General features: G+C 63.0%; 14 protein-coding genes. 4 read left to right on the top strand and 10 right to left on the bottom strand.

Going from position 1 to position 12492, the window contains the following annotated elements; translation table 11 throughout:
* Window positions 1–19: 19 nt before the first annotated feature.
* The 5 genes from FPZ24_RS14565 to FPZ24_RS14545 form a co-directional block, all read right to left on the bottom strand.
* Window positions 20–238: a hypothetical protein gene (locus FPZ24_RS14565; protein WP_146573168.1), complete on the bottom strand. Its 219-nt coding sequence runs from the start codon at window positions 236–238 to the stop codon at window positions 20–22.
* 274 nt (window positions 239–512) lie between these two features.
* Window positions 513–689, bottom strand: coding sequence for a hypothetical protein (locus FPZ24_RS17280; RefSeq protein WP_186728888.1), 177 nt, complete (start codon window positions 687–689; stop codon window positions 513–515).
* Window positions 690–1168: 479 nt separating this feature from the next.
* On the bottom strand, window positions 1169–2833 hold the full coding sequence (locus tag FPZ24_RS14555) for an ATP-binding protein (RefSeq protein ID WP_146573166.1): 1665 nt from the start codon (window positions 2831–2833) through the stop codon (window positions 1169–1171).
* A gap of 75 nt (window positions 2834–2908) precedes the next feature.
* On the bottom strand, window positions 2909–3640 hold the full coding sequence (locus FPZ24_RS14550) for a TIGR02186 family protein (RefSeq protein WP_146574582.1): 732 nt from the start codon (window positions 3638–3640) through the stop codon (window positions 2909–2911).
* Between the two features lie 35 nt (window positions 3641–3675).
* A complete protein-coding gene (locus FPZ24_RS14545) occupies window positions 3676–4590 on the bottom strand; it encodes a sulfite exporter TauE/SafE family protein (RefSeq protein WP_146573164.1) in 915 nt (304 codons plus the stop codon).
* Between the two features lie 164 nt (window positions 4591–4754).
* Between FPZ24_RS14545 and FPZ24_RS14540 the strand changes: the two genes are divergently transcribed.
* A complete protein-coding gene (locus tag FPZ24_RS14540) occupies window positions 4755–5927 on the top strand; it encodes a DUF1996 domain-containing protein (protein ID WP_146573162.1) in 1173 nt (390 codons plus the stop codon).
* A 142-nt stretch (window positions 5928–6069) separates the two neighbouring features.
* Complete coding sequence (locus FPZ24_RS14535; protein WP_146573160.1) at window positions 6070–6537, top strand: hypothetical protein; 468 nt, start codon at window positions 6070–6072, stop codon at window positions 6535–6537.
* Between the two features lie 224 nt (window positions 6538–6761).
* Here the strand turns inward: FPZ24_RS14535 and FPZ24_RS14530 are convergent, their stop codons facing one another.
* Window positions 6762–7208, bottom strand: a complete 447-nt coding sequence (locus FPZ24_RS14530) for a hypothetical protein (RefSeq protein WP_146573158.1) — start codon at window positions 7206–7208, stop codon at window positions 6762–6764.
* Between the two features lie 689 nt (window positions 7209–7897).
* A complete protein-coding gene (locus FPZ24_RS14520; RefSeq protein WP_146573154.1) occupies window positions 7898–8854 on the bottom strand; it encodes an IS1595 family transposase in 957 nt (318 codons plus the stop codon).
* A gap of 105 nt (window positions 8855–8959) precedes the next feature.
* Between FPZ24_RS14520 and FPZ24_RS14515 the strand changes: the two genes are divergently transcribed.
* Together FPZ24_RS14515 and FPZ24_RS14510 are read left to right on the top strand one after the other, a co-directional pair.
* Entirely contained in the window at window positions 8960–9187 is a 228-nt protein-coding gene (locus FPZ24_RS14515) for a DUF6471 domain-containing protein (protein ID WP_146573153.1), read from the top strand.
* The gene (locus tag FPZ24_RS14510; RefSeq protein WP_146573150.1) at window positions 9139–10014 is read left to right on the top strand and encodes a hypothetical protein; all 876 of its coding nucleotides are present in this window, start codon (window positions 9139–9141) and stop codon (window positions 10012–10014) included. The genes FPZ24_RS14515 and FPZ24_RS14510 overlap by 49 nt, the downstream gene beginning before the upstream one ends.
* A gap of 23 nt (window positions 10015–10037) precedes the next feature.
* Here FPZ24_RS14510 and FPZ24_RS14505 read toward each other — a convergent pair whose 3' ends face one another.
* Genes FPZ24_RS14505 through FPZ24_RS14500 form a run of 3 tightly spaced genes read right to left on the bottom strand, consistent with a single transcriptional unit; the run spans window position 10038 to window position 12359 of the window.
* Complete coding sequence (locus tag FPZ24_RS14505; RefSeq protein ID WP_146573148.1) at window positions 10038–10994, bottom strand: hypothetical protein; 957 nt, start codon at window positions 10992–10994, stop codon at window positions 10038–10040.
* Entirely contained in the window at window positions 10991–11365 is a 375-nt protein-coding gene (locus tag FPZ24_RS17875) for a glycosyltransferase family protein (protein WP_338061659.1), read from the bottom strand. Before FPZ24_RS17875 ends, FPZ24_RS14505 begins: the two co-directional genes overlap by 4 nt.
* Window positions 11352–12359, bottom strand: a complete 1008-nt coding sequence (locus FPZ24_RS14500; RefSeq protein ID WP_338061658.1) for a glycosyltransferase — start codon at window positions 12357–12359, stop codon at window positions 11352–11354. The genes FPZ24_RS17875 and FPZ24_RS14500 overlap by 14 nt, the downstream gene beginning before the upstream one ends.
* Window positions 12360–12492: the final 133 nt, after the last annotated feature.

Genomic DNA, 12492 nt, shown 5'->3' with positions numbered 1-12492 from the left:
TTAGCTGCGATCGTGGCGATTACGCGTTTGAGGAGCCGAGCCGCTCTTCAAGGCGACCAAGCTCGTCAATGTAAAGCTGCTGGGCTTCATTAAGGCGAGAAAGAACCGCCTGGGCGTCTGAGGTGTCACCCCCCGCGTTCTCAAGCTTCGCAATCATTGCTTCCTGTGCTTCAAGATGACCTCGACCCGCGCCAATTTGCCGAAGGACTTCTGAAAACGCGGTCGCTTCCGTCGTCATTTGAATTTTCCATCGACCAAAGCTTCGCTCACGACAGTGAAGCCGACCTGGCTACTGCCCGCAATTTCGATAGGCCGACCGCCCAATGCGGCATTCTCGTCATTGATGAAGGAGCGCGCCGCTTCGCGACTATCGAATGCCCGGAACGCTAATAGCGCAATCGCGGATTGCCGCGCCAAAACGCCCGGTTCAAGTCGTCGAGCAGCAGACCGCCGAAAGCGGAGCCGGGTAACGCCATTGCCGCATTCTCCAGCGGGAACGAGTGTGATCCCGCTCACTTGACGTGAACGCCAAATGGTTCGGCAACCTCAAGATTGTCCTGCATGACGCGAATGCGCTGGGCATAAGCGCGAGCCAAACTGTTGTGCGATGAGCGCGACGATGCGCAAGTTGCGGCTTCCGCTCGCATAATCGACACTTGGTGGCGGTGGAAAAGATAATTCAGGTCCATTTCGGCCTCGCGATCAGTAAGCGAGAACACCAGGAACCCAGCCGAGGGCGCTTACGAGAAGATGCCGACGATCCACGGAAGGTGGTGATGAACCCGCGCGTTACAATGCCAAGCCGCTTTTTTTATTGGTCCGCGCTTGTCCGCAGGGGCCTATCGCTTCGACGTCAGCTTTTGGGTCGTCAGCAGTCGTTCGCTCAGATCACTTGCAATGTAGGATTTCGTCTGACAGCGTCGGCCTGCTCTTTGATATCGTGCGCCATCCTCGGCCGTGCTCCTGCGAAGGCAGGAGCCCAGGGTTATATCGCGTGCGCTATGTTGGACGCCTGCCTTCGCAGGCGCGCGGCGGTTCGACATCCGCGCTAGTGTAACCCTAGTGTAACCTTAGCCGGCCCGCCGCGGCAAAGCCGCGTCGTCGGTCGTTGCTAAAGCAACGCCGGCCGGGGCGCAGCTTATCTCGATTTAGCTGCGCTAAATCGCTGCTAGCGCCCTTGCGACCGCCACCGGCGGATGGTGCGGCCGATGATCTGGTCCTCGCCGCCGGTCTCGCGCCACAGATCGGAGAAGATCGGATCGTCCGACGCCGGGCGCTTCGATTCCTCGAGCGGATCGAACGCGACGCGGATCGGGATCGCGACGCCTTCGCCGCAGATGATGCACTCGCGATTGCGCAAGGCCGGGATCGAATCGAGGAAGCCGCGCGCGCCTTCGGGCATCGCGGCGCGAACGAACGCCTGGTCGCGATCGTTGTTGAGGCGCATCGAGATGATCGTGCCGCACTGCGACAGCACGCCTTCGGCCAGGTCGGACGGGCGCTGCGTGATCAGGCCCAGCGACACGCCGTACTTGCGGCCTTCCTTGGCGATGCGGCCCAGGATCTTGCCGACCGACGATCCGTCGGCGTTGCGCTCGTTGGGGATGTAGCGGTGCGCTTCCTCGCAGATCAGCAGGATCGGGCGCTGCGGCTCGTTGCGGCTCCAGATCGCGAAGTCGAACACCATGCGGCTCAGCACCGCGACCACGACGCTGGTGATTTCGTTCGGCACGCCCGACACGTCGATGATCGAGATCGGCTTGCCGCCGCCCGGCAGACGGAAGATGCGGCTGATGAAGTCCTGCATCGTGTCGGCGACCAGCATGCCGGAGAACATGAAGCTGTAGCGCGGATCGGCCTTGATCTCGTCGATCTTGGTCTTGAGGCGCAGATACGGCGCGGTGTCGCCGGCGCGGTCCATCTTGCCCATTTCGAGCTGGATCAGGTTGGTCAGGTCGCTGAGCAGATAGGGGACCGGCGCGTCGATCGTCAGCTTGGGGATTTCCTGCCCCAGCCGGCTCTTGCCGCGGGCCATCAACAGGCACTTGGCCAGAATGTCCTTGTCGATCTGCGCTTCGTTGCCCGACGTCGTCAGGAACACTTCGCAATGTTCCTCGAAGTTCATCAGCCAGTACGGCATCTGCAGGTTCGACACGTCGAAGATCGCGCCGGTGCTCTCGAACGCCGCCGAATATTCGCCGTGCGGATCGACCATGACGATATGACCCTGCGGCGCGAGTTCGCAGATGCGGTGCAGGATCAATGCGGCGCTGGTCGATTTGCCGGTACCGGTCGAGCCGAGCAGCGCGAAATGCTTGCCCAGCATCGCGTCGATATAGAGCGAGGCGCGGATGTCCTTGGTCGGATAGACGGTGCCGATCTCGACATTGGCACGATTGTCGGCGGCGTAGATCTGTTTGAGGTCGCCGGTCGAGACCGGGAAGGCGTCGGCGCCGGGCGTTGGGTAGCGCGTCACGCCGCGGCGGAAATTGTAGAGCTTGCCGGTCAGGCGTTCCTCATCGCCTTCGCCCAGGAAGTCGATCTGCGCGAGTACGCCGGCCTCGGCCAGCTTGAGCGAGCGGATATTGGCGATCATCCAGGTCGCGCCGACGCGGATCTTGACCTGCGCGCCGACCGAGCCTGCCCCCGCGAGCACCGGATCGGGGTCGCCGGCATAGGTTTCGAGCACGTCGCGATCGAGCAGGACGGTACCGCCCGACCCGGCGATATCGATCAGCGCGCCGATCATGCGCATGCCGACCGGCGTTCCGGGCACCGCGGTCTCCACGGGTGTCGCATTGGCGAACGCGCCGCTGCCCAGCATTTCACTCATCGAGAATCCCCTGCTCATTCGGCCACGTCTTACGTCGGCAGGGGTAAAGAATAGGTGATTAACCTTGGCGGGAGGTCAGAACCGCCGCGCGATATAGCCGGCCGCCCAGCCGAACAGCACCGACAGCGCGACGGTGACCAGGCCATAGGTGATCGACCAGCGCTGCGCCGACCGCGCGACGAAGCGTTCGAACCCCGACTTGCGGATCTCGATCTCCTTGGTCGCGACGGCGAGGACGTGTCCGTCGCGGATCAGGAAGGTTTCCGCGGTGAACCGCCCGACCGGCACACGCGCCGGAATATCGACCCGCGCGCGGTAGAGCACGCCGTCGGTGATCTCGACCGCGTTGGGCTTCTGGTAATAGAGCCCGGTCCGCGCCTTGAGATCCGACAGCCCGCGGGCGAAGCGATCCTGTTCGTCGGACGGCGCGTTGGACGCGGGCGACAGCTGGAGGCTGCGCAGCCCGAGTTCGTAAATCGCCCGCGTCCGCTCGTCGACGAGCTGGTCGATCGGCCGCGACGACACCATGCCGTAGAAGCTGGGCGCCGAGCGATAGCGGAGCCGCGCCGCGTTGACCCATATGCCGGCGACCTGTTCCTTCTCGCGCACCAGGATCGACTGGGTCGGCCCCTTGACCACGACGACGATGTCGGTCGGCTTGTCGTCGTCGGGCAGGCGACCGCCGGGGTAAAGGATCGCCCCGAACAGCAGCAGTTCGGCACCGGTGAACGAATAGGCGATCTCGATCTGCCGCTGCGAGACGTCGGGAACCAGGACGGGCTTGGGCGCTGGCTTGGCCTGACCCATCATCAGAGGCGCGAGCAGGAGGAGCGCCGTCGCCCTCACGACAGTTCGACCGTGAAGATTTCGTCGGGCCGCCACGTCAGCCCGATCAGGATGCGCAAGCCGACCAGCAGCACGATCGTCGCGAGCGCCAGGCGGAGATATTCGGGCTTCACCTTGGTCGCGAACCGCGCGCCGAGTTGCGCGCCGGTGACCGACCCGACCAGCAGCAACGCCGCGAGCACGATGTCGACCGCCTTGGTGGTCGTCGCGTGCACCATCGTCGCCCAGGCCGTGACGAACAGCGTCTGGAACAGGCTGGTCCCGACCACGACCTGCGTGGCCATGCCGAGCAAGTAGATCATCGCGGGGACGAGGATGAATCCGCCGCCGACGCCGAGCAGGATCGTCAGGATGCCGACCCCGAACCCGAGCAGCAACGGCGCGAGCGGCGAGATGTAGAGGCCCGAGCGGTAGAAACGCATCCGGAACGGCAGCGACGCGACCAGCGGGTGATGCCGGCGCTTGGCGGCGCGCGGGGTCGCCCCGGCGCGCGTGGCACGGATGAACTGGATCGATTCGCGCGCCATCATCCAGCCGATCGACCCGAGCATCACGACATAGACGACCGCGATCACGGTATCGAGTTGCCCACTCGCCTGCAGCGCCTTGAAGATCCACGCGCCGAACGCCGACCCGCAAAATCCACCCGCGACCATGATCCCGCCCATCTGGAAATCGACCCCGCGTCGCTGCAGGTGCGCGAACACGCCGGATACGCTGGCCCCGGTCACCTGGCTCGCCGACGATGCGGCCGCCACGGTGGGCGGGATCCCGTAGATGATCAGCAACGGCGTCGTCAGGAACCCGCCGCCGACCCCGAACATCCCCGACAGCAACCCGACGAACACGCCCAGTCCGACGATGACGAGCGCGTTGACCGACAGGTTAGCGATGGGGAGGTACAGATCCACGCTCCGCGCTTATCGCCTGAAGCCGGTTTGCGGAAGGATGCGGGGCAAGAAATCGCGCCTGATGACGGTCACCGGACCCAATCCGGGACGGATATTATGCTTCGATTCCGCTTCGGAAGTCGGCCGCGAAAGGCTATGGATTTCGCAAGCGTCGGGAACTGTAGATGAAACTCCGCTGGGTCTTTGCCGTCGTGGCCGCGATCGTGATGCTGGCTGGCTATGCCGAGCTTGGGCTCGGCGCACGCGCGATCCCGAACTGTGCGAATGACAAGACGCAGTCCGGCTGTCCGTCCAAGCCCAAGGCGACCGCAGCCGTGGCGGGCCAGCCTGCGCGCGAGCAGGAAGTTGTCGGAATAGCGCCGCAGGCCGATCCGGCCGCGATCGTCGCGCCGATCGCGTCGAACTTCAACACGACGGCCGAACTGGTGCCGTCTTGGGGTAACGGAGCGATCCCCGTGTCCGCCGCGCCCGACAATGTCGGCGCTTTCCGCTTCGCGTGCGCCGCGGGGATATCCAAGTCCGACGATCCGATCGTCTGGTACGGCCAGCCCGGCAAATCGCACCTCCATACGTTCTTCGGCAACACGAAGGTCAATGCCGGCTCGACCTATGCCAGCTTGCGCGCGACGGGCGACAGCACGTGCATGTCGAAGCTCAACCGGTCTGCCTATTGGCAGCCGGCGATGCTCGACGGCGACGGCCGCGTGGTCAACCCGACCTTCGGGATCTACTATAAGCGCTATCCCGCATCGTCCCCCTTGTGCAAGATTCAGGGCGACGAGTGTGTCGCCATTCCGCCAGGGCTCAAGTTCATCTTCGGCTACGACATGCTGACGGGCAAGCCGGCGACCGGCTCCACCTTCTGGCAATGCACAACGCAAAAGGGCGACGTCGTCATCAATGAGCGGTCGCAGACGATGAAGGCGGCGCTCCGCGGCTGCGCTGTCGGCATGCGGCTGGAAGTGCGGATCGAAGCGCCCGATTGCTGGGACGGCGAACGTCTCGACAGCGCCAATCACCGCGATCACGTCGCCTACGCCAAATATAACGATCGCGGCCAGCTTAAGTGCGATCGCAAGCATCCCAAGGTGATGCCGCAATATACGCAGACGGCGTTCTGGACGGTCACGGCGGATGCGTCGAAATGGGTGTTGTCGTCGGATGCGATGATGGGCGCAGAGCCGGGCGGCACATACCACGCCGATTTCTTCAGTGCGTGGGATCCGGCGACCGAGGCGAAATGGATCGCCAATTGCATCGACAAACTGCTCAATTGTTCGGGCGGCGATCTGGGCAATGGCCAGCAATTGCGCGGCACCGCGACGGTGCGATCTTAGAAGTCGCCGCCGATCACCAGAACGGGACCCGATCCCGGCCGCGCCTTACCGGCGACGCGCTGACGCCAGTCGAGCGGCATTATGTAGCAAATGCACCACGACCCGTATAGATGTAATCGCCCGCGTTACGTAGTGTCATCGTATGAAACACGGGCAGGAATCCGGCGATAGTTACTCCGCGATAACCGCCAATGGATACCAACAGACGGTCGCAGGGCTGCTGCGCAAGCACCAGGAATTGCTCGGCGACATAGGCGAAGCCCGTTCGGCGCTGCTGGCAAAGCAGTCCGCGCTAGACGCGATAGAGGCCGCGCTAAGGGTGTTCGATCCGACCGTGAAGCTGGCGACGGAACACAAGCGGCGCGGTGAAGGTATCGACGGACTGCACCGCTTCCTGCTCGATCTGATACGCTCGGAAGGCTCTGTAACGACGCTGGGCGCGGCGACAGCGCTGATACGTGAGCGCGGGCTAGATCAGCGCGACCGTGCGTTGCTCACCAACCTACGCAAGCGCTGTGGCGACGGGCTGCAAAAAATGAGGCGACAGGGGCGCGTAATGGGCGCACGGCATGGAAACGGCGGGGAGCTTGAATGGCGGTTGAGTATCTGACCGTCGGAGTAACAAGATGCCTGATCGTTTGATTATCGCTTATACGCTTATCGCTCTAATGGTCGTTGCCCTGGCCGCACTGGGCGCCCGTTTACGCTACATGAGCCATAAGAACGTCGCCCGCCGCGAGAGGGAACGTCGCGGTTACTGAGGCGAATGGTATGGGAATGGCGGGGAGTTGGAGTGGCGGCTCGCCACGTTAACGAGTTAAGAACAGAACCGGCTCAGGCACTCAACATGCTATCTCGGATGGTAAATCGCTTGAATGCTTCCGGTATCGGCGCGCTTTTTGGCCAGTAACCCGCGCCGAGAATGTTGTGGAAACGACGTGACCGCCAGATGTTGGTCCCTAGAACTTTACTTTGATCGCCCCCGTCGATCCGATGACCACCATCGGTCAGGCGCGCAAGCAATTGGCTACGCGTCATGGGTCGTCCCGTCGCTAAAATGATCTGTTCAGCGTCGTCCATCATGCGCGCTACAGTGGCGGCCCGCTCGGACCGCGATGGCTTGTCCGCCGCCATATCGAAAAGATCAGCGTTGGTAGGCAGGTCAAGCTGCTTTTCAGCCCGAACCGCCGGGCCATAGTCAGCGATGAAACGATCGAGAGCTTCGAGTTCCCGCCGCAAGGCGTTCCGGCGCTCGATTGCTTGTTGCAGCAAGTCAGCCATTAGATATCTCCCGATGGCCATACATCACAAACGATGACAATTGTCAATTCGGAGTCCACCCGGAAATGCATTCTGTGGAAAAAGAATTACGAAAGAGTTGCGTTGGGAGTGCTGCCAGCGTAAGTGAGCCTCGCGCGAGTCGTGCGCGCGAGGAGATTGTGCAACTCAACCAGAGAAATCCAGCGAGGCGCTGATCCAGCAAGATGGCTGGCACAAACGAAAAGGGCCAGCGCGAAGCTGACCCTTCCAAGCCCCTGCGGCACGCCACAAGACCTCGCATTGGAAACCCGAGAATCGCATGGCTGTCCGCAGGGGTCAATCCCTATGGAGGCCAAAAAGATGGCTACCTTTAAGTACCCCCAATTCGTTAAACAGATCAACCACGCGGCGTTCGACCAGATCACGCATCCGGCTAGTACGGTGCCGTATTCTGGTATTTATCGCTGTGAGGGCTGCGGCCGGGAAATCGTGTCAACGCAAGGACACACAATGCCCCCGCAGAACCACCACCAGCATACCGTCGCGCAGGGCGCTATTCGCTGGCGTCTGATTGTAGCGCACGAGTAGATCGCGGGAGCCAATTCGGCGACCAAAGCCCGAGAAGGCAAAGAGCCGACGCAACGCGATTTAGGTAAGTCATGACATAACTCCACCGGGATTCTGACGGGTATCAGAATACCGGTGGTTTGTCAATCTGCCCGCTGCCAGTAACCCGCCCACTTGCGCGACACAGGCGACACCATGGCCGACCGGACGACCATCGCGGCTTGATCGCCATTGGCGACGCGCCGGTTGTCCTCGCGCCAAGCCATTTCGCCCGCATAGGCGTAGAGATACGGCCCCGCGATATGATGGTGCGTGCCGACTTCCGCACGACGCAGACGGCTGAAAAAGCTCTCCGCCTGATTGGTGCAAGCGCCGTCGAGCGAATAGGCTTCGCTGTGGTTGATGCGGAACGTCTCGTAACGACCGTGCAGCGCGTCCCAATGCGAAGCCTCGTCGGCATGAACGACCGACCCGGCCTCGACAACGCGGGCGACATGGGCGACGCCCTCGCCTTCGCTCTTGCCGACGAACGTCAGCATATCGCCGCCACGCTCGCGGATGACGACCAGCGACTGGCGCTTGCCCGACTGGTGCATCTTGAAGCGGCGATCCCGGCGGTCGGTCTTGACGTTCGCGGGCTTCACGTAGCCGCCAAAGTACGCGCCATCGACCTCGACCACGCCGCCAAGCTTCTGACCGGCATCTTCCAGCGCCATGGCTTCGCGTAGCTTGTGCGACAGGACGAACGCAGTCTTATACTGGACGTCCAGATCGCGGCTGACTTGCAACGCCGAAACGCCCTTCGCGCCGTTCACGAAAATTACGATAGCCGCGAGCAGATCGGTGAACGACAGCTTGCGGCTGGCGAAGATCGTGCCGCTGGTGACGCTGAACTGCGCATGGCAACCGACGCACTTGAAGCGACGGCGCGACGTGATGTTGTACGTCTCGCAGCAACCGCACTTGGGGCAAACAGCTTCGCCGTCCGTTTCCGGCCAACGCAGCTCGCAGAACGCCTGATAGGCCGCGTCCTCGCCCATCTTGAAAACAGCCTTGATACTGAGGGTGCGGGCGGCGGCAGAGAGGAGGAAGTGTTGCATGTAACTATATCCGTTGCGTATGCATCGTATATAGTGGCATTACCGCACTGTTGGCAAGGGCATATGTATCGTATATGAGTGCATTTGCGACGAACGGAGTGGCAAATGACCGATACGAAGTGGGAAGCGCAAGTTAAGGGGCTGCTCAAGGCGGAACTCAAGAAGCGCAACGTCACCTATGGCCAGCTTGTTGAAAAGCTTGCCGCAATCGGCGTCGTGGACTCTGAGCCGAATATCAGGAACAAGCTGGCGCGGGGAAAATTTACAGCGGTGTTCCTGGTCCAATGCCTAGAGGCTATCGGTGCATCATCCTTGCGGCTTTCGGATGGCTGATCCTAGCCGCCGCGCCCGGTAAGGATCGCCAGCCACAGAGCGACAACGCCAGCGCCAGCCGCGAAGCACAGAGCGGCCTCGATAAGATTGCGGCGGCGATCAAGGAGGCCAATAAATCCCCACAACCAGACCCCGGCTGCGATCCCGACAAAGAGGATCGTCATTCCGATCTTTGCGCCCAATGGAAAGCTGCGGATGCTGCCCGCGATAGTTTTTGGGCTGGAGTCACCGGGCTTGTAATCGGCGGGTTTACGCTGCTCGCGGCCGGGTTCGCCGCTTGGTATGCCCGCCAAGCTTGGAAGGAAACCAAGCGGGGGGCGGACGCCGCCGAGTTGGCGGTCGAAGCCGCTCGGCTGATCGGTGAGGCTCAAACGAGAGCCTATCTCTCGGTCATCTCGCTGAAGGGCGAGCGCAGTAAACGGGGGCTCGTGTTCAGCGCGGAAGTCCAAAACAGCGGGCAATCGCCAGCGCTTTCCGCACAGGTTATGCTCGACATAGTCGATCCCGATGGAAATGAACTGCGCGTCTTGCCTGAGCAAGAACACCAGATTGCCGCCCAATCCACTGACGACATGGCGTATTGCTATTTCAACCGCGTTGAGGCCCGCGAATGGACCGGCATCGTGGTGAGGGTCACCGTGGCTTACGCGGACGTTTTCGAGCGGTTGCACAAAGTCCGAGCGACCTTCGCGGGAACGCTCGATCATTGGACTGAAACTGAATGGTCCGAACTCACGAAAGGCGTTCACGTCGCCAGCTATCTGCGGGCGGAACGAGATAGCGAAAGCACCGCAAACGATGGCGATGGCCAGCCCGCAAAGGGATAACCATCTAACCATTGGTGCACTTGCTACATAATACCGCAGTCGAGCGACATCCGGATCGCTTTGCCGGCGATGGGAATGCGGACGCCGAGCGACGGTCCGACATCGAGCCGCTGCACGCCGCGTTGCGCACCGCCCCACCCACCGAGCCCCAGATCGACTTTTGCGCCGGCGATACTGACCACGCGACGCGATAGCCGCGCGGCCCCCTCCGCATAAGGTTCGGTACGACGGCGGCGGATGACGCCGGCTTGGCCATAGGTTTCGAGGTCGAATCCAAAGGCAAGCGGCGCTGGTCCGGTGCCGGCGATTATACCGGCCGCGGGGCCGCTAGCACCGCTATCCAGGGCAACGCGATATTCCGCGACTAGGCGAACGGGCAGCGGGGTCGGCCGCCATTCGACGCCGAGGGCGCCTTCGCGGCCCGACCCTTTCAGCGGAGTGGCGACGCGTCCGACGATCGCGACCCGCCGTGCGTCTCCGATCGCGTAGGCGACGCGCAGCCCGGCCTGGCTACCACCCAATTGTCCGCCGCCCAACCCCGGCGCGATGCCCAGGCCATCGCGCAGCACGACCCACGCGCTGGCCGACCAACGGCTGGCATTCGAGGCCGGTGCCGGGGCGGTGGCGGACGGAGGAGCCAACAGCGTTTGTGGTGGAGCAGGTACTGGAGCGGTTTCTGGCGAGCCGATCGGAACGACGGCCACCGGGTTTAGTGCTGACGCGGCAGGAGTGTTCGCGCGGTTGGGCGCCGGAGGGAGGAGGGCAACGTACCCGGCCAAAGCTTGCGGCACCCCGACCGAGGCAATCGGCGCCGGAGCGGGAGCAACGATTGCGGTTGGCGGCGCGCTGTCGGCCAGGACGGCCGGCGCGAGCGCGCGTGGTATCGCCGCTGGACCCGCTGTCGGCCACAGCATGAACGCGCGCGCGGCGACCCACCCCATCGTCGCGATGCCCAGGAAGCGGATCGGGCGGCCGCTCATGGCTCGACCTCGGCCGGGAAACGGTGACGCGTCTTGTCCCATTGCGGCCGCCGCCCACGCAGCGCGACGACGTAGCTCGCCATCGCCTTTCGCGCCGCCATCAGCGCGATGAAATTGCCCACAAGCATGCGCGGCACCGACAGGAAGGCTTGCCACCAGCCATAAGCGCGGCCGGTGAACCACGCGCGCATGACCAGCCGCCACGCCAGTATCGCGGCGTTGATCGTCAGCAACTGCATCATCGCATCGCTCGGCTGCGGGGCTTGGTCGCCGGCCAGCCAATGCATCGCGAGCGAGGCGCCCCATGCCATCAGCGCGAGATAGGCGACGAACAAGACGAACACCGACAATGGCGCTCTACGATCGCGCATTCGCATCCAGTGATCGCGCCAATCGCTCGCGCGTCCCCAGCCGAGCCGGTCCCATCCGTCGAGCGCGATGCCGATCATCCACCGCGCCTTCTGCGCGACCGCTTCGCGTACGCTGTTGGGGGAAATATTCGGCGACTGCGATCAAGCGGCCGTCGGCATCGCGGACTCGCGCGAAGATCTGCCGCCCGCCCAGCATCGCGGTGCGCAGGCCGAGTTCGTAGTCCTCGGTGAGACTGTCGGCGTCGAACGGCAGCCCGCCGCGCGCGGTCGCGACGCGATCGAGCAATGCCCTCTCGATAGCGCAGCCGACACCCGCAAGCGGCATCGGCGCGCCGAGCCAGTCGCGCGCAACCATGCGTAATCCGTGCGCTTCCGCGAACTCGTCGATGTAATGCCCGGCGACCAACGGCGAGCCGCGATCGACCAGCGGCAGGACTGGCAGCTGGATGACCTGATAATCGCCGAGCAGGCTACGATATACGTGCAGTTCGTCGCGGTGGACGACATCCTCCGCGTCGTGAAAGGCCACCGCCTGTGCGGACCAGCCTTCGGCAAGCTCCTCGCGCGATAGCGCTTCCCACAGCTGGTTGAGGCAGTCGGCCTTGGTCGTCGGACCCTGACGCGCGTTGACGATCAGTCGTATGCGTGCGTCGGTCTCCGCAACCACCGCGACGGCGTCGATCGTCGCGCGATCGTTGGGATAGACGCCGACATAGAGCCGGAATTCGTCGTCCCCGAACCGCGCTAATGTCGTTCGCAGCATACGCCCGATGACCGCGGACTCATCCCAGGCCGGCACGAAGATAGCGATCCGGCCGCTTCGTCGATCCGGCAAGTCGAGGATGCGCAGATCGGACCGGCGCCGCGTCAAACGGGCAAGCCAATAGACCGCGTCGAGGGCGACATCGTCGATCCCCCCGATCAGGAAGCCGATACAGGCCAGAATAACGGTCTCGCGCGCAATCGCGTCGACGACCGCGATGATACCCCCCAATAGCGATCCCCCGATTCGCCAATAGCTTAGCTTGGCCCGATCATTGACTTCGATCAAGCGCGCGTTTTGTCCCGGAATCCTGCTGGACTTCGCCTCTACTTGCGATAGCGTGCCTTTACTCGCCGAAGTCGTC

Source organism: Sphingomonas panacisoli (assembly GCF_007859635.1).
GTDB classification, from domain to species: Bacteria; Pseudomonadota; Alphaproteobacteria; order Sphingomonadales; family Sphingomonadaceae; genus Sphingomonas; species Sphingomonas panacisoli.
Note: the sequence above shows the minus strand (reverse complement) of the source record. Positions and strands in the feature narration are given on the sequence as shown.

What these genes read in the sequence shown, in the direction of transcription:
- FPZ24_RS14555 (WP_146573166.1), bottom strand. Translation starts at nt 2,833, where the DNA reads ATGAGTGAAATGCTGGGCAGCGGCGCGTTCGCCAATGCGACACCCGTG.
- FPZ24_RS14535 (WP_146573160.1), top strand. Translation starts at nt 6,070, where the DNA reads ATGAAACACGGGCAGGAATCCGGCGATAGTTACTCCGCGATAACCGCC.
- FPZ24_RS14505 (WP_146573148.1), bottom strand. Translation starts at nt 10,994, where the DNA reads ATGAGCGGCCGCCCGATCCGCTTCCTGGGCATCGCGACGATGGGGTGG.
- FPZ24_RS14510 (WP_146573150.1), top strand. Translation starts at nt 9,139, where the DNA reads ATGCCTAGAGGCTATCGGTGCATCATCCTTGCGGCTTTCGGATGGCTG.
- FPZ24_RS14565 (WP_146573168.1), bottom strand. Translation starts at nt 238, where the DNA reads ATGACGACGGAAGCGACCGCGTTTTCAGAAGTCCTTCGGCAAATTGGC.
- FPZ24_RS17280 (WP_186728888.1), bottom strand. Translation starts at nt 689, where the DNA reads ATGGACCTGAATTATCTTTTCCACCGCCACCAAGTGTCGATTATGCGA.
- FPZ24_RS14520 (WP_146573154.1), bottom strand. Translation starts at nt 8,854, where the DNA reads ATGCAACACTTCCTCCTCTCTGCCGCCGCCCGCACCCTCAGTATCAAG.
- FPZ24_RS17875 (WP_338061659.1), bottom strand. Translation starts at nt 11,365, where the DNA reads ATGCGCGATCGTAGAGCGCCATTGTCGGTGTTCGTCTTGTTCGTCGCC.
- FPZ24_RS14530 (WP_146573158.1), bottom strand. Translation starts at nt 7,208, where the DNA reads ATGGCTGACTTGCTGCAACAAGCAATCGAGCGCCGGAACGCCTTGCGG.
- FPZ24_RS14550 (WP_146574582.1), bottom strand. Translation starts at nt 3,640, where the DNA reads ATGGGTCAGGCCAAGCCAGCGCCCAAGCCCGTCCTGGTTCCCGACGTC.
- FPZ24_RS14540 (WP_146573162.1), top strand. Translation starts at nt 4,755, where the DNA reads ATGAAACTCCGCTGGGTCTTTGCCGTCGTGGCCGCGATCGTGATGCTG.
- FPZ24_RS14515 (WP_146573153.1), top strand. Translation starts at nt 8,960, where the DNA reads ATGACCGATACGAAGTGGGAAGCGCAAGTTAAGGGGCTGCTCAAGGCG.